Origin of the sequence: Bradyrhizobium sp. ISRA442, from assembly GCF_038085055.1 — a bacterium.
In the GTDB taxonomy this organism is placed as follows: domain Bacteria; phylum Pseudomonadota; class Alphaproteobacteria; order Rhizobiales; family Xanthobacteraceae; genus Bradyrhizobium.
Genome location: NZ_JALGCN010000020.1, coordinates 20,420 through 37,108, shown reverse-complemented (window position 1 = coordinate 37,108; position 16,689 = coordinate 20,420). Strand labels below are relative to the sequence as shown.

13 protein-coding genes are annotated in these 16,689 nt (G+C 64.7%); 2 read left to right on the top strand and 11 right to left on the bottom strand.

Going from position 1 to position 16,689, the window contains the following annotated elements:
* Positions 1-7 precede the first annotated feature (7 nt).
* The 10 genes from MTR72_RS30810 to MTR72_RS30765 form a co-directional block, all read right to left on the bottom strand.
* The gene (locus MTR72_RS30810) at positions 8-751 is read right to left on the bottom strand and encodes a mandelate racemase/muconate lactonizing enzyme family protein (protein ID WP_341511692.1); all 744 of its coding nucleotides are present in this window, start codon (positions 749-751) and stop codon (positions 8-10) included.
* On the bottom strand, positions 694-1,215 hold the full coding sequence (locus MTR72_RS30805; RefSeq protein ID WP_341511691.1) for a hypothetical protein: 522 nt from the start codon (positions 1,213-1,215) through the stop codon (positions 694-696). Before MTR72_RS30805 ends, MTR72_RS30810 begins: the two co-directional genes overlap by 58 nt.
* A gap of 192 nt (positions 1,216-1,407) precedes the next feature.
* Positions 1,408-2,949 (bottom strand): galactarate dehydratase, encoded by a 1,542-nt coding sequence (gene garD, locus MTR72_RS30800; protein ID WP_341511690.1) that lies wholly within the window; start codon positions 2,947-2,949, stop codon positions 1,408-1,410.
* Between the two features lie 120 nt (positions 2,950-3,069).
* Complete coding sequence (locus MTR72_RS30795; RefSeq protein ID WP_341511689.1) at positions 3,070-4,518, bottom strand: aldehyde dehydrogenase family protein; 1,449 nt, start codon at positions 4,516-4,518, stop codon at positions 3,070-3,072.
* Positions 4,519-4,536: 18 nt separating this feature from the next.
* Positions 4,537-5,880 (bottom strand): glucarate dehydratase, encoded by a 1,344-nt coding sequence (gene gudD / locus MTR72_RS30790; protein ID WP_341511688.1) that lies wholly within the window; start codon positions 5,878-5,880, stop codon positions 4,537-4,539.
* A 24-nt stretch (positions 5,881-5,904) separates the two neighbouring features.
* Positions 5,905-6,849: a 5-dehydro-4-deoxyglucarate dehydratase gene (gene kdgD, locus MTR72_RS30785; RefSeq protein ID WP_341511687.1), complete on the bottom strand. Its 945-nt coding sequence runs from the start codon at positions 6,847-6,849 to the stop codon at positions 5,905-5,907.
* Positions 6,850-6,974: 125 nt separating this feature from the next.
* A complete protein-coding gene (locus MTR72_RS30780; protein WP_341511686.1) occupies positions 6,975-7,880 on the bottom strand; it encodes a LysR substrate-binding domain-containing protein in 906 nt (301 codons plus the stop codon).
* Between the two features lie 122 nt (positions 7,881-8,002).
* Complete coding sequence (locus tag MTR72_RS30775) at positions 8,003-9,343, bottom strand: MFS transporter (RefSeq protein WP_341511685.1); 1,341 nt, start codon at positions 9,341-9,343, stop codon at positions 8,003-8,005.
* 397 nt (positions 9,344-9,740) lie between these two features.
* Positions 9,741-11,690 (bottom strand): hypothetical protein, encoded by a 1,950-nt coding sequence (locus MTR72_RS30770; RefSeq protein WP_341511684.1) that lies wholly within the window; start codon positions 11,688-11,690, stop codon positions 9,741-9,743.
* A 102-nt stretch (positions 11,691-11,792) separates the two neighbouring features.
* Entirely contained in the window at positions 11,793-12,875 is a 1,083-nt protein-coding gene (locus MTR72_RS30765) for a lysylphosphatidylglycerol synthase transmembrane domain-containing protein (protein WP_341511683.1), read from the bottom strand.
* Between the two features lie 379 nt (positions 12,876-13,254).
* Between MTR72_RS30765 and MTR72_RS30760 the strand changes: the two genes are divergently transcribed.
* Positions 13,255-13,761, top strand: a complete 507-nt coding sequence (locus MTR72_RS30760; RefSeq protein WP_341511682.1) for a YciE/YciF ferroxidase family protein — start codon at positions 13,255-13,257, stop codon at positions 13,759-13,761.
* A 65-nt stretch (positions 13,762-13,826) separates the two neighbouring features.
* Here the strand turns inward: MTR72_RS30760 and MTR72_RS30755 are convergent, their stop codons facing one another.
* Entirely contained in the window at positions 13,827-15,050 is a 1,224-nt protein-coding gene (locus MTR72_RS30755) for an MFS transporter (protein WP_341511681.1), read from the bottom strand.
* Positions 15,051-15,275: 225 nt separating this feature from the next.
* Between MTR72_RS30755 and MTR72_RS30750 the strand changes: the two genes are divergently transcribed.
* Complete coding sequence (locus MTR72_RS30750) at positions 15,276-16,679, top strand: MFS transporter (protein ID WP_341511680.1); 1,404 nt, start codon at positions 15,276-15,278, stop codon at positions 16,677-16,679.
* Positions 16,680-16,689 lie beyond the last annotated feature (10 nt).

Below are 16,689 nucleotides of genomic sequence, written 5' to 3'. Positions count from 1 at the left end.
TTGTGCCTTACGCGCCAAGCTTCGACTCTCGCACCACTGCGTCCGCACGGCGATGCAAGTCCGGGTTGAGCGCAAGTCCGAGGCCGGGTGCAGTCGGCGCGGATACGATGCCGTTGTTTACAATCGGAAGCGCGGTGACGAGATCGCGATACCAGGTCGACAGCGTCGCACGAACCACCTCCTGGAAGATCGCGGTCGGCGCATGCAACGCCAAGTGCAGGCCCGCCATCAGCGCCACCGGTCCCGTGCAATCGTGCGGAGCGAGCGGCTTGTTGTAAGACTCGGCAAGGGCGGCGATCTTGCGCGCTTCGCTCAATCCGCCGCACCAGGCGATATCGAGCATGACCACGTCGATGGCATCGGCCGCGAGCAGATTGCGGAAGCTCGCCGCGCCGGCCAGCGTCTCGCTGCCGCAGATCGGCGTCTTGACGCGGCGCCTGAGGTCGGCAAGGCTCTGCACGTCGTCCATCTTGCCAAGCGGATCCTCGACCCAGAACACGCCGTAATCTTCCAGCGCACGGCAGATGCGCTCGGCGGTGTGCGCGCCCCACAGGCTGTGCAGCTCGCACATGATCTCGATGCGATCGCCGACGGCGGCGCGAATCTTACGGAACGGTTCGAGACCGGTGTTGAGGTCGGCGAGCGAAATCGAATGGCCGCCATTGGCGGCAAAGGGATCGAACGGCCAGATCTTCATCGCGCCAAAGCCTTCGCTGACGAGGCTTTCGGCGAGCGCGCCGGCGTCGCGCATGAAGGCGATCTGGTCGTCATAGGGGCCGAGCGCGGCATCCTCAGCGCCGATCTCGCGGCGCTTGGCGCTCTTGGTGTTGTGTAGGCATAGCCGGCGCAGGTGTTGTAGGCACGGATCTCGAGCTGGCTCGCGCCGCCGAGCGCCTCGTGCACGGGAATGCCGTGGCGCTGGCCCTTGATGTCCCACAGCGCGATGTCAATGGCGCTGGCGGCGCGCACCTCGGCGCTGACGCTGTGGAAGCCGAGATACGGCGTCAGTAATTGGCGCGAGATCGCCTCGATCCGGCGGGAGTCCTGGCCGAGCAGCAGGGGCGCGGCGAGCTCATGTACCGCGGCTTCGACGGCCTGCGCGCCGCGGAAGCTCTCGCCTAAGCCGGTCAGTCCTTCGTCGGTCTCGATCTCGACCCAGATCAGGTTCGGCCGCTCATCGATGCGGATGGTGCGCAGGGTCGTGATGCGGGACATTCAGGAGTCCTCTTGGTCTTAAAACGCGATTATCGTGAACTGTCATTCCGGGGCGACGCGTAAGCGTCGAGCCCGGAATCCATAACCACGAACTGGGGATATGGATTCCGGGCCTGCGTCGGAGCCTGTCATCGGGCCGGCCGAAGGCCGGACCCGGTGGGCGCATCCCGGAATGACGACGGGAAGATACAACTAGGTCACCGGAGCTGGATTGAACAATGTGAGATCGTTGTGGATGCCCCAACGGTCCGACCAGGGCTTGGTGCGGCCGCTGGCGACGTCGAGGATCAGGCGGAACAGGTCCCAGCCGGTTTCCTCGATGGTCTTCTCGCCGGTGGCGATGCGGCCCGCATCGAAGTCGATCAGGTCCTTCCAGCGCCGCGCAAGCTCGCTGCGGGTTGCGACCTTGATCACGGGTGCAGCGGCAAGGCCGTAGGGCGTGCCGCGGCCGGTGGTGAACACCTGCAGCGTCATGCCAGAGGCAAGCTGGAGCGTGCCACAGATGAAATCGGACGCCGGCGTTGCCGCGAACAGCATGCCCTTCTGCGTCGCTTTCTCGCCGGGCGAGAGCACGCCGGTGATGGCGCTTGATCCGGACTTGACGATCGAGCCGAGCGACTTCTCGACGATGTTGGCGAGCCCGCCCTTCTTGTTGCCGGGTGTGGTGTTGGCGCTGCGGTCGGCGCCGCCGCGGGCGAGATAGGAATCGTACCAGGCCATCTCGCGCACCAGCGCGCGGCCGACATCCTCGTTGATGGCACGGCGGGTGAGGAGCTGGATGGCGTCGCGCACCTCCGTGACCTCGGAGAACATCACGGTGGCGCCGGCGCGCACCAGAAGGTCGGCCGCGAAGCCGACGGCGGGGTTCGCGGTGACGCCGGAGAAGGCGTCGCTGCCGCCGCATTGCAGGCCGATGACGAGGTCGGAAGCCGGGCAGGTCTCGCGTTTGCGCGTGTTGAGGACTTTCAGCCGCGCCTCGGCCTGGGTCATGATCGCATCGACGATCGCGCCGAAGCCATCGAAGGCCTCGTCCTGCATGCGGACGATGGCGTCGCCCACGCCTTCCGGCACCAGCCGTTCGGGCGCGAGCTTCTCGCAGCCGAGGCCGACGACGAGGATCTCGCCGCCGAAGTTCGGATTGAGCGCGAGATTTTGCAGCGTGCGGATCGGCACGACCGCGTCGGGCGCGGTGATCGCGACGCCGCAGCCATAGGCATGGGTGAGGGGAACGACGTCGTCGACGTTCGGATATTTCGGCAGCAGCTCGGTGCGGATGCGCTTCACAGCATATTCCATCGTGCCCTTGACGCATTGCACGGAGGAGGAGATGCCGAGGATGTTCTTGGTTCCGACCGAGCCGTCGGGATTGCGATAGCCCTCGAATGTGTAGCCTTCGAGCGGCGGCAGCGGAGCGGGGACGGCGGTGGAGATCTCCAGCTTGTCGAGCGGTGGCGCCTCCGGCATGCGGATGCGTGCCTCATCGACCCATTCGCCGGCGAGGATTGGCGCCAGCGCGTAGCCGATCACCTCGCCATAGCGGATTATCGGCGCGCCTTCCGCAATATCGACCAGCGCCGTCTTGTGCCCCTGCGGCACGAAAGCGCGCAGCGTGAGCCCGCAGGCGAAGCGGGAGCCGGCGGGAAGCCCGAAATCATTGACCACGATCGCGACATTGTCGCGCTCGTTGAGCTTGATGTAGCGGGGCTGCTCTTTCGCCGCGATGTCCTGGTCCATGCGCTTTCCTCAAGAACAGAATTGTAGGGTGAGTTAGCCGAAGGCGTAACCCACCATGCTTCATGCGTTGTGGCCGAGGTGGGTTACGCTGACGCGAACCCACCCTACGGTGTCGGCCTATCAGCCGGGATTCGTGTAGGCGGTCTTCACCGCGGTGTAGAACTCGCGGGCGTAGGAGCCCTGCTCGCGGGCGCCATAGCTCGAACCCTTCCGGCCACCGAACGGCACGTGATAGTCGACGCCGGCGGTCGGCAGATTGACCATCACCATGCCGGCCTCGCTGTTGCGCTTGTAATGCGTGGCGTATTTCAGGCTGGTGGTGCAGATGCCGGAGGCGAGGCCGAACTCGGTGTCGTTGGAGATCGCGAGCGCCTCCTCGTAGTTCTTGGCGCGGATGACGGTGGCAACCGGACCGAAGATTTCCTCACGCGCGATGCGCATGTTGTTGTTGGCTTCCGTGAACAGCGCCGGCTGGAGGTAGTAGCCGGGCGTCTCGCGGTTCAGCAGCTCGCCGCCCCAGGCGAGTTTGGCGCCTTCGTCCTGGCCGATCTTGAGATAGCGCAGGTCCTGGTCGAGCTGGCTCTGGTCGACCACGGGGCCGATATGCACGCCGGCCTTGAGCGCATCATCGACCGACAGCCCCTTCATGCGCTCGGTCATCGCTGCGACGAAGCGGTCGTGGATGCCTTCGGTGACGATCAGGCGGGAGGAGGCGGTGCAGCGCTGGCCGGTGGAGAAATAGGCGCCGTTGACGGCGACCTCGACCGCAGTCTTGAGATCCGCATCGTCGAGCACGACCAGCGGATTTTTGCCGCCCATCTCGAGCTGGAATTTCTTCATGGGGTTCGACAGTACGCAGGCCTGCGCGATCTTGCGACCGGTCTGCACCGAACCGGTGAAGGAGATCGCGGCGACGTCGGGATGCTCGAGCAAGGTCTGGCCGACCACAGAGCCGGAGCCGACGACGAGGTTGAACACGCCGGCCGGAATTCCGGAGCGGGTGATGATCTCGGAGAGCGCATGCGCAGAGCCCGGTACGAGCTCGGCGGGCTTGAATACGACGGTATTGCCGTAGCACAGCGCGGGTGCGATCTTCCAGGCGGGGATCGCGATCGGGAAATTCCAGGGGGTGATCATGCCGACGACGCCGACCGCCTCGCGGGTGATTTCGACTTCGAGTCCAGGACGGACGGATGGGCCCTTCTCGCCGGTCAGCCGCAGTGCTTCGCCGGCAAAGAATGCGAAGATCTGACCGGCGCGCGCGACCTCGCCGATGCCTTCAGGCAGCGTCTTGCCTTCCTCGCGGGCGAGCAGGCGGCCAAGTTCCTCCTTGCGGGCGAGGATTTCGGTCGAGATCTTGTTCAGCGCGTCATAGCGCTCCTGCGGCGTCGAGCGTGCCCAGGCGGGGAAGGCGGCCTTCGCGGCTGCGATCGCCTTTTCGGTCTGCGCCTTATCGGCCTTGGCGTATTCGCCGACGAGATCGTTGGTGTTGGAGGGGTTGATGTTCCTGGTGACGCCGGGGCCATCGACCCATTCGCCACCGATGAAGTTCTTCAGGATCGCAGTCATCGCTTCCTCCAGAGTTTCTTAACGCACTAGGCAGGGACGCTTGTCGTCAAAGGTCCAGCCGGGGATCAGGTCCTGCATGGCAATAGCGTCATCGCGGGCGCCAAGTCCATGCTGCTTGTAGAGCTCATGCGCGGCGTCGATAGCTGCCCGGTCAATTTCGACGCCAAGGCCGGGACGATCGGGCACGGCGATCTGGCCGCCCTTGATCTGGAGCGGCTCCTTGGTCAGCGCCTGGCCATCCTGCCAGATCCAGTGGGTATCGATCGCGGTGACCTTGCCGGGAGCGGCGGCGCCGACATGGGTGAACATGGCGAGCGAAATGTCAAAGTGGTTGTTGGAGTGCGAGCCCCAGGTCAGGCCGTTGTCACGGCAGGTCTGGGCAACGCGCACCGAGCCTTGCATCGTCCAGAAATGGGGGTCAGCGAGCGGAATGTCCACCGCCCCTAAGCGCAGCGCGTGGGAGAGCTGCCGCCAGTCGGTCGCGATCATGTTGGTCGCGGTCGGCAGCCCGGTGGCGCGGCGGAACTCGGCCATGATCTCGCGGCCGGAGAAGCCCGCCTCGGCGCCGCAGGGATCCTCCGCATAGGCGAGGATGCCGTGCATGTCCTTGCAGAGCCGGATCGCCTCGTCGAGCGACCAGGCGCCGTTCGGGTCCAGCGTGACGCGCGCCTTGGGGAAGCGCTTGGCGATGGCGGTGACGGCCTCGATCTCCTGCTCGCCGCGCAGCACGCCGCCCTTCAGCTTGAAGTCGGCGAAGCCGTAGTGGTCGTGGGTGGCCTCCGCGAGCCGCACCACTGTCTCCGGCGTCATCGCTTCCCGATGGCGGAGATTGAACCATTCGGGTTTGCCGGTGTCGCCCTTGACGTAATCGAGCTTGCTCTTGTTGATGTCGCCGACGAAGAAGAGATAGCCGAGCGTCTCGACGCTCTTGCGCTGCTGGCCTTCGCCGAGCAGCGCCGCAACGGGCAGGCCGAGGTGCTGGCCGAGCAGATCGAGCAGCGCGGATTCCACGGCTGTAACGGCATGGATCATGACTCGCAGGTCGAACGTCTGCTTGCCGCGGCCGCCGGCGTCCCGGTCGGCAAAGGCCGTGCGGATGTCGGCAAGAATGTTGTTCAGGGCGCCGATGGTCTTGCCGATCACGAGATCGCGCGCGTCCTGCAGCGTCTGCCAGATTTTTTGCCCGCCCGGCACCTCGCCGACGCCGGTGTGACCGGAGTTGTCGGTGAGGATGACGATGTTGCGCGTGAAGAACGGCGCATGCGCGCCGCTTAAGTTGAGGAGCATGCTGTCGCGGCCCGCGACCGGAATCACCTGCATCGACGTGACGACTGGTGCGCCGGAGATTCCGCTCTCGACCATCGGCTGCTCCTCCCTTTTGTGTCGTTATTCTGCCGCCTGTTGTGTCGATCGGATGGCGGGCAGTTTCTCGACCAGCGCGGTCAGTTCCGCAATCTCCTGGCCGGTGAGGTCGGTGAGCGGCGGGCGGACCGGGCCGGAGTTGCGGCCGATCACCTTCATGCCGGCCTTGATGATCGAGACTGCATAGCCCTTCTTGCGGTTGCGGATGGCGATCAGGGGCAGGATGAAGTTCTTCAAGCCTGCATGGATCGTCTCATGGTCGCGTTTGCGCACGGCGGCGTAGAATTTGGTCGCGAACTCCGGCACGAAGTTGAACACGGCCGAGGAGTAGGTCGTCACGCCCATGTCGAGATAGGGCAGCGCGAAAGTTTCCGCCGTCGGCAGGCCGCCGATATAGGTCAGGCGATCGCCGAGCTTGGTGTAGACGCGGGTCATCAGCTCGATGTCGCCGATGCCGTCCTTGTAGCCGACGAGGTTCGGGCAGCGCTCGGCGAGACGCGCCAGCGTATCGGGCTGCAGGATGGCATTGTCGCGGTTGTAGACGATGACGCCGATCTTCACGGCGGCGCAGACCGCCTCGACATGGGCGGCAAGGCCGTCCTGCTCGGAATGTGTGAGATAGGGCGGCAGCAAGAGCAGGCCGTCAGCGCCTGCCTTCTCCGCACCGATCGCGATCTCGCGCGCGATCGCAGTGCCGTAGCCGGTGCCGGCGAGCACCGGCACGCGGCCCTTGGTCTCTTCGACAGCGACCTTCACCACTTGCGGAACTTCGGTCGGCGTCAGTGAGAAGAACTCGCCGGTGCCGCCGGCGGCGAACAGACCCGCGACGTCGTAGCCGCAGAGCCAGTCCATGTTGGCACGGTAGGTGGTCTCGTCGAAGGAATAGTCAGCCTTGAAGGGCGTGACGGGGAAGGACAGGAGGCCAGAGCCGATTGTCTTGGCCATCTCCTGCGGGGTCATCTTGCTCATGGGCGCCACTCCCTTCTCTCATGTTGTGGAGGACGCAACCAAAGCCGCGTCCATGCGGCGTTGTTTAAGAGACCGTTCGATGCGCGTCCAAGCCAAAGCCTATATCGACTGATGCGGAATCAGCATCAATCTTCCGCGGTGTCCTGCGAGGCCAGTTCGCCCGCGATCTTCACCAGGGCCGAGAGCAGCGGGTTCTCGTCGTCGCGGCGCCAGACCATGAACAGCTCCACGGGGACGCGTGTGCGCAGCTTGAGCGGGCGCAGGCGCACGTCGGAGATCTTCAGGCTCGCAGCCGCGGCCGGCACGATGGCAAGGCCGAGGCCGGCGCGAACCATAGCGAGGATCGAGTGGATCTGACTGAGGTGCTGGACATAGCGCGGCAGGATGTCAGCGCGGGTGAAGAGCGCCACCAAGAGGTCGTGGAAGTAGCGGCTCTCATAAGGCGAGTACATCACGAAGGGCTGGTCGTCGAAATCTTTGATGGTGATGTTCTCGGCATTCGCCAGCGGATGCTTCTTCGGGATCGCGGCGAGCAGCGGCTCGGCGACGACGCGGCGGCTGGTGAGCTCCGGCCGCGCGATCGGCGGCCGCAACAGGCCGGCATCGATCTGGCCCGAGGTCAGCGCCTCGAACTGGTCGCCCGAGACCATCTCCTTCAACGAGAAATCGACCTCGGGCAATTTCGCGCGGCAGGCCGCGATGAGCTCGGGGAGGAAGCCGTAGGCGGCGGCCGCGGTGAAGCCGATCTTCAGCGAGCCGGTCTTGCCGAGCGCGATGCGGCGGGCGACCTGCGAAGCGCTCTCTGCAAGCTTGAGGATGCGCCGCGCCTCCGGCAGGAAGCTGCGCCCGGCCGGCGTCAGCCGCACCGAGCGGCTGGTGCGCTCCAGAAGCGGCGCATCGATGATGTGCTCGAGCACCTGGATCTGCCTGGATAGCGGCGGCTGGGTCATGTTCAGCCGCGCGGCGGCGCGGCCGAAATGCAATTCCTCCGCCACTGTGACGAAGCAGCGGAGCTGGTTAAGGTCAAACATCGATACATGCCTTAGATGGATAAGGCGTTTCCCCGGCATTTCTAGCATCGATCACCCCCAAAACAAAGACGGCGGCCGTGAAGCCGCCGTTGAGTTGCCTGGTCAAGCTCCCATGGGAGCCCTCAGGAGGAACGCTTGAGCACCACCCGCTCGATCTTGCCGACCACGACGAGATAGGCGATCGCGGCGATGAGCGCGTTGATGCCGACGAATACGAGGGCACCGTTGAACGAGCCAGTCGCGGCCACGATGTAGCCGATCACGATCGGGGTGGTGATCGAGGAGAGGTTGCCGAAGGTGTTGAACAAGCCGCCGGAGACGCCGCCGGCTTCCTTCGGCGAGGTATCGGAGACGACCGCCCAGCCGAGCGCGCCGATGCCCTTGCCGAAGAAGGCGAGCGCCATGAAGCCGACAACGAGCGCCTGTCCGTCGACATAGTTGCAGGCAATGATCGACATCGACAGGAGCATGCCGCCGACGATCGGGATCTTGCGCGCCATAGTCAGCGAGTTCGTCTTGCGCAGGATGAAATCAGAGATGATGCCGCCGAGCACGCCGCCGATGAAGCCGCACAGCGCCGGCAGTGTCGCGACGAATCCGGCTTGCAGGATCGACAGGCCGCGCTCCTTGACGAGGTAGACCGGGAACCAGGTCAGGAAGAAGTAGGTCAGCGTATTGATGCAGTACTGGCCGAGATAGACGCCGAGCATCATGCGGTTGGAGAGGAGCTGGCGGATATGGTCCCATTTCGGGCCGGAGTCCGGCGCGCGCTCGCCCTTGGGCGCATCGAGATCGACCAGCGCGCCGCCCTCCTTGATGTAGTCGAACTCTGCCTCGTTGATCGAAGGATGCTCCTTCGGGCCGTAGACCGTCTTGATCCAGGCAAGGCCCATGACGACGCCGAGCGCGCCCATCACGAAGAACACGTAGCGCCAGCCGTAGTCGTGGGCGATCCAGCCCATCAGCGGCGCGAAGATCACGGTCGCGAAATACTGTCCCGAGTTGAAGAAGGCCGACGCGGTGCCGCGCTCATTGCCGGGAAACCAGGCCGCGACGATGCGGGCGTTGGCCGGGAAGGAGGGCGCCTCCGCGATGCCGACGAGGAAGCGAAGTGCGAACAGGACGACGATCGCGGTGCCGGCGCTGAAGAAGCCGACCCAGCCCTGCATCAGCGTGAACAGCGACCAGACGATGATGCTGAAGGCGTAGACGAGGCGCGAACCGTAGCGGTCGAGCAGCCAGCCGCCCGGCACCTGCGCGATCACATAGGACCAGCCGAACGCCGAGAAGATGTAGCCCATGGCGACGGGATCGAGATGGAGCTCCTTGGCGAGCGCGGGACCCGCGATCGACAGCGTGGCGCGGTCGGCATAGTTGACGGTGGTGACCAGGAACAACATGGTCACGATGAACAGTCTGACGCGAGACCTCCTCACGTCCGCTGCGGACACCACTGCGCTCATCACGCGCCTCCTCAAGTCGAAACGTTTCCTCGCGGGGACTCCTAGAGGCGCGTGCGGGAAACTGTCCAAGTTGAAGGGGGTATCGATTGATACCGTTTTTGGATTGATGGAACGGCAGGTGAGGGGAACGATAGCGAGGATAGCGAACATGGCCGCCAGCCACTCCACGGTCATTCCCCGCGAAAGCGGGGAATGAAGTACGCCGCAGCTTCTCCGTATTCGTCACCGCCTCTGGAATACTGGATCGCCGCCTTCGCGGGCGATGACAGCGAGAAGGTGGCGAGCGCGTTCCTCAATCTCGTCATTGCGAGCGCAGCGAAGCAATCCAGGATCTTTCCGCGGAGGGACTCTGGATTGCTTCGCTGCACTCGCAATGACGATTTGGGAGAGCTCTTTTTTACTGCCGCGCGCTCGGCAGGAGCTGCGGCAAAAATCCCCGCGTCACGCCCGGCGGCACTGCATCAAGCCCGAGCACGGCGCTCGCGGCTGGAAGCGCCGCGTCTGCCATCGCCGCGTGGCCTTCGGCAGAGGGATGCACGGCGCCGCCATAGACGGCCGACAGCACGCCCCAGGTGGCATCGTGAATGTCGGTGGGCTGGCTCGCCGCCGGCAAGCCTTGCGGATAGGTCATTGCGGCGAAGTAGCTGTCATTGGCGTCGCGGATCCAGCGGGCGCGGGGCAGATAGGCGCGATATTCGGAAGCGCCGCGTCCGCACAGCATCGGCTGGCTCGCCGCGGTCACGATATCCGGATTGAAGCTCTGGCCGTTCTCGGCAAAGCAGGTGCGGTCGAATTCGGGATCGTTGCCGGAATGGGCGCAGAAGCCGTGATCGGCGAACGCGCCCTGATGCGTATCGACGAAAGTCATCCGGTCGGACTCGGGATCGCGGCACAGCGCGCCGCGGGTGCAGGTGGCGAGCCCCCTCAGTTGCGGCAGGAACTCGGTGTCGACGAAGGTCGAGACCCGGGCGAGCCGCTGTGGATCGGCGTTGAAGGATGGATGGATGTCGAAGCCGGCGCGGCCGCCGCGGCAGGGCACGCCGCCATCTGCAAGCGCGGGATTGGCGTAGGAGACGTAGACGACGTGCGAGAGGTCGCCGCCGACGAGCGGCTTTAGCGCTTCGCGCAGCCTGACGAAGTTCTGCGGCAGTTCGCGCGTCAGCGCATCGCGGGAGTCGTCGACGCTCGCCATCACACCGGAGCGTCGGAACAGCGTGCGCTCGGTCGCGGTGTCGACGATGACATCGGCAACGAGGCCGGAGAAGTAGACGTCGTTGGCGCCGATCGAGAGCAGCACGAGGTCGAGCGTGCGGTCCGGCTGGCGCTTCCTGGCAGCGGTGAGCGCCTCGCGCAGCTCGGAGACCTGCGCGCTCACGCTGGTCTGGCAGGTGCCGCTCTTGCCGGGCGGGCATTCGCGAGCGCGCTGCGAGCCGAGCAGCCCATCGCTGATGCTGGCACCGGTGCAGGCGAGCGGCAGATAGGTCACCGCGATGTGGGTGTAGCGCACCGCGAGCGCCAGCGCGGTGCGGGTCTGGTAGCTGTAGAGCGAGCGGTGACAGGGAGAGTTGAACCAAAGCGCGCCGTAGCGCTGCCAGTTGGCGAGCGTATCGGGGGCCTCGCAGGCGCGGCCGCCCTTGAAGCCGGCGCGGCTCGGCCGGTAGTACTGCGCACCCGCCGTGCCGAGATAGGAGCGGAAGCAGAAGCCTTCGTCGGACAGCGCCAGCGCCCGGTCCGGATTGCCTTCGCCGGAGGCGATGCTATCGCCGAGACCGGCGATGAAGAGGTCGCGGACCTGTATCTCGGTTTGGACCCGCTGGACCGGATCGGAGCCGGCAGAGACGTCGACAGTCGCGACCGTCTGCTTGCCGTAGCGGACGCGCAGGTTCACCGGCTCGGCGCAGTCAAAGGTCGAGGCTTGCGGCCCGTCGCCGTCGTCGAACGACCAGGCGCAGATCGCCCCGACCGGCACCGCGCCGGTCAGGCGCACGGTGACGGGATGGTCGATCGGGGTGATGTAGTTCTCCTTGACGTTGTCGCGGGTGCAAGGCTGGTTGATCCGGCCCTGGAGATCAATGCAGAGCCGGTTGACCATGTTGCGGGCCCAGCCGCGGCCCTCGCTCTGGATTTCCAGCGACTGCTCGGCGGAGAGGATGCTGCGGTTCCGCGCGTTCTCAACATGCAGCAGGAAGTCGCGCTCTTCGCGGAACAGGCGGAAACGGTTGCGGACCTCCCAGGTGATCTGCATGGCGCCCGCGTCCTGGGCGGCGGCGCGCTCAATCGGCAAAGCGCTGAGAATCCCGGCAAGCAGGGCGCCTGCGAGGAAGGTGCGAAGGGTGGTTCGGATCATGGCCCGCGTTTTCAACGGCAAAGTTGAGGCGGAAATAAGAGAGGCTTGATCGATCCGCCTGCGACGTTTGTCTGACCGGTTTAAGGCCGCCCGTCCAGCGCCTTACCGCTTGTTGGCCTGCCGCAACGGCCGCTCGCGCTCCATCGGCGTCACCTGCTTGGGTAGGTTGGCCTGGGCGCAGGCCTCCGCCAGCCGCCGCCGCTCCTGCCATGGTTCGACCACGTTCATCCAGAGCTCGCGGGTGCCCATGATGGAAATGGCAAGGCCGAACGGAATTACGAAATAGAGGATGCGGAACACCAGGAGAGTGGCCAGGAGCTGCTCGCGTCCGAACTCCGGCAGCGCCACCAGCATGGCGGCGTCGAACACGCCGATCGAGCCGGGGGCATGGCTGGCGAAACCGAGAAGCGTCGCCAGGATGAAGACCACCGCGAGCGACATGAAGTCGATCGGCGGATTGGCCGGCATCAACAGGTACATCGCGGTGGCGCAGAAGCCGAGGTCGACCACGCCGATCAGGATCTGCACCAGCGTCAGCGGGGCGGACGGCAGTACCACCTTCCAACCCTTCTGGCCGAGCTCGCGACGCTTCTCGCCCATGGACAGCCAGACCAGATAGGCGCCAATCGAGGCGAGACCGCCCAATGCGATCAGACGGTTAATCGCCGAGGGGAGCTGATCCATCGCCGAGGCCGCGTCCGGATGGATGGCCATGCCGATCGAGAGCACGAAGATGTTACCGAGCCAGAAGGTCAGGCCGGAGAGGAAACAGATTTTGGCGACGTCGATCGCGTTCAACCCGTAATCCGAATAGATCCGGAATCGGATCGCCCCACCGGTGAAGACGGTGGCACCGATATTGTGGCCGATCGAATAGGAGGTGAAGCTGGAGAGCGCCGCAATGCGATAGGGAACGTGTTTCTTACCGATCGTGCGCAGCGCAAAAAAGTCATAGAAGGTCAGCGTACAGAACGCGAAGAGCACACAAATCGCGGCAAGCCCGATGCTTCCACGGGGAATCTCGGTTAACGCGGTCAGGATGACGCTGGTATCGATGCCCTTGAGGGTCCGTACCAGTGTAGTGATCGCGAAGGCGATGATCATGACGCTCGCGGCAATTCCGAGGCGTCGCCAGCCGATCCATCGTTTGAAGCCGCGTTTCAGCGCGGGCAGCAGTCCGTGCATTCATCCTCCCGGCGGGGGCAAGACCGCCCGATCGGGCTCGCAGGCTGATCGGGGCGCGATCGCTACCAAGAGTGGGGCGCGGATCGCTAGGCATGATCTAATCCATTAGGGCAAAAACGTCGACTTGTGCAGCCCTTGACAAGGATGGGTTCTCCATCTGACCCGGCCGCTTTTGTCATACGTGCTACACATTGCGGTCCGTTAAGGATTTGAGTCGCGGGCCTTCCGCCGGCATTGTTCCAGCGCAAACGAATGCGAGCTTTTTCGGAACGTCGGCGCAATGTGCCGGTTAGCGCCGCATCAGCAATCGAACATGGCGGGATAGGCCTTGCGTGCAAGCCCGCGCCGTCCTGTTCCCAAACTCCCGAGGATTGGAACGATGGGACTGTTCACAAAAGATATCAAAACCATGAACGACCTGTTCGTGCATCAGCTCCAGGACATCTATTACGCCGAGCAGCAACTCACCAAGGCGCTGCCCAAAATGGCCAATAGGGCCACCGATCCACAGTTGAAGCAGGGCTTTTTGACGCATCTGGAAGAGACAAAGCAGCACGTCACGCGTCTTGAGGAAGTGTTCAGGATGCACGGCGTCGCCGTGAAGGCGATCGACTGCCCAGCGATCGACGGGATCATCGAAGAGACCGATGACACGGCCGGCGAAGTCGCCGACAAGGCGGTGCTCGACGCGGCCCTGATCAACGCAGCGCAAGCTGCCGAGCACTACGAGATCGTGCGTTATGGCAGCCTGATCGCCTGGGCCAAGCAGCTCGGCCGCAACGACTGCGCAGCGGTTCTCGCCAAGACGCTCGAGGAAGAGAAGGCGACCGACAAGAAGCTGACCTCACTCGCCGAGAGCAAAGTGAACCTGCGCGCGGCAAGCTGAGGCGAGATGCCTTTTGTCAGGAAAACGCCGCGCGTCCCGTGCAGCGTTTCTTTTTGCGGCTGCGCCTACTCGACCTGGTATTTCAGCCCAAACGCCAGTGCGACCACCGCAAAGACTGCGATGGTCACGGCAAAGACCAGACTCGCCACGGTCGAGCTGATCAGGGTCGAGAGGATGCCGATGCCGATGACCGGAAGCGCGTTGCCGAGGAAACAGCAGATGAAATAGGCCGAGACCACCTCGGCGCGCCGATCATCGGGCGCGATCTGGTTTACCACCTGCAGGCTGCCGCGATAGCCGAGGCCCGCCGCCACTCCGCAGGTCGCGGTGGCCGCGATCATGATGCCCAGCGACTCCATGAACTGTGCGATCACGAGCAGCGCAAGGCTCGGCAGCATGAGACCGAGCGACCACAGCATCGCGGTGCGGCTCGACAGCGAGCGGGTCAGGGCGATGACGAGGGCCACGGCGGCCGCAAGCTCGAGGAAGATCGCTCCTGCAACGGCGTGGCTGGCTTCGTGCAGCTCGTTCGCGAGCACGCTCGGAGCGAGCGCGGCGAAGAAGGCGACGAGGGCCATGGCGCCGAAACCGGTCACCGCCGGCGCGACGAACCGGGACCGGATGGATGATGGGACGCTCGCACGCGGCCGTATCGACACCCGGGCGAATGTACCGAGCGGCCGCTCCACGGTCTCGCGGGCAAAGGCAAGAAGTGCCGCGACCACGACCAGCGTTGCGAGATAAGCAACGAACGGCATTCGCAGCGGAAGCGCGACATATTCGGCCAGCAGACCGGCAACCAACGCGCCGAGACCAAGGCCGGTGAAGTTCGCGACCGTCGCGATCACGGTGGCGCGCGAACGATCCTGTTCGGCGATCAGTTCCGCAAGCCACGCAGTGCCGGTTCCTGCGCCGATCCCGATCGCAAGGCCGCTCAGCACCCGTGCAACGTAAAGCGAGGCAACCCCGCGCGCTAACAGGAACACGAGCGCGCCCACGATGGCGATACCCATGGCAATGGCCGCAGCGCGCCGGCGTCCGATCTCGTCGGAGATCCGGCCAAACACCAGAAGCGCGGTCAGGTTTCCGACGACGTAAACTGCATAGATCAAGGTCAACGTGATCTGGGAGAAACCAAACTGCTGCTTGTAGATGACGTAGAGCGGGGTTGCGATCGTGCTGCCGGCGAACAGTGCGCCGATCATGCAGGCGACCGCAACGACGGTTGCGCTCTTGCCGAACTCCCATCTTGCCGTTGACGGAATCGAGGTGTTGCCAACTCTTGCCATGACTTCGCTGCCTTGAAGAGAATTGAGGGGATCAACACGAAGCAATCTCGCGCTGTTCCCATGTCACCATGGGGATCCGGCCTGCGTGGCGAGCAGGGCCGAGACTTCGATGCTTTCTGCTGAAAGATACGATTCGTCGCGCGGCAATGCTTCGATCAGAGCCGAAGCATGATCACGCAACGGAAGCCTAATGGCTGCGTTCACCCGCAAACATCGAGGTGGATCATGCCGGTAAAATCTCTCGAGCTGCAATCGTTGCCGCAGACAAGGAACGCACGGAACGCGCAAGCCGCGTCTTTACTGACGCTTGCTGCCATGAGTCTCGGCTATGGCGTGGTGCAGCTCGACGTCACTATCGTCAATACCGCGCTCGATGAGATGGGCAAGACGCTCGGCGGCGGTGTCGCCGAACTGCAATGGGTGGTCAGCGCCTACACCATCGCCTTTGCGGCCTTCATCCTGACCGCCGGCGCGCTCGGCGACCGCATCGGCGCCAAGCGCATCTTCATGGCAGGGTTCGCCATCTTCACCGCGGCCTCGTTCGCCTGCGCGCTGTCGCCCAATGCGGCCGTGCTGATCGGGGCGCGGCTGGTCCAGGGACTGGCGGCGGCGATCCTGGTGCCGAATTCGCTGGCGCTGCTGAACCATGCCTACGCGGATGATCGCGCGCGCGGACGCGCTGTTGCGGTGTGGGCCGCCGGCGCGAGCCTGGCGCTCACCGCAGGCCCCTTCATCGGCGGTGGCCTGATTACGCTGGTCGGCTGGCGCGCGATCTTTCTGGTCAATTTGCCCATCGGCGTGATGGGCCTGTGGCTGACCTGGCGCTATGCCGACGAGACTACGCGCGCCCCCTCGCGCGAGATCGACCTGCCCGGCCAACTCGCTGCGATCGGCGCGCTGGGTGCACTCGCCGGTGCGATCATCGAAGCCGGCGCGCTCGGCTGGGCCCATCCCGCCGTGTTCGGAGCCTTCGCCGCGGCCGCGATCCTCGGAGGACTGTTCGTATGGCAGGAGAGCCGCGCAGCGCAGCCGATGCTGCCGCTGTCGCTGTTCTGCCATCGGCTGTTCGCACTGACCTCGCTCGTCGGCCTTCTTGTGAACGTTGCGATCTACGGCCTGATCTTCGTGCTCAGCCTGTACTTTCAGAGGATCAATGGGCTGTCGGCGTGGTGGACCGGGCTCGCCTTCGTGCCGATGATGGGCGCCGTGCTGCCGGTCAACCTGCTGGCGCCGCGCGTGGCCGAGCGCATCGGCCCATGCCCGACGATCGTCGTCGGCACCTGCATTTCGGCGCTCGGCTGCATCGGCCTGCTCTGGATCGGCGCCGGGACGAGCTACTGGGCGATCTGCGCGCAGCTCATCGCGATCAGCGGCGGGCTTGGGCTGCTCGTGCCACCGTTAACCTCGACCTTATTGGGCAGTGTGGAGAAGGTCCGCTCCGGCATTGCCGCCGGAGTCCTTAACGCGACGCGGCAGACCGGTAGCGTGCTGGGCGTCGCGCTGTTCGGCTCCCTGGTCGCGGGCGAAGGCGCGTTCATGGCGGGCCTGCATCTGTCGCTGCTCGTTTCAGCCGCCGTGCTGCTGCTTGCGGCGGCCGTGATCGGACTCGGCGCATCGCCGCGTGCATGAACAATGTGAG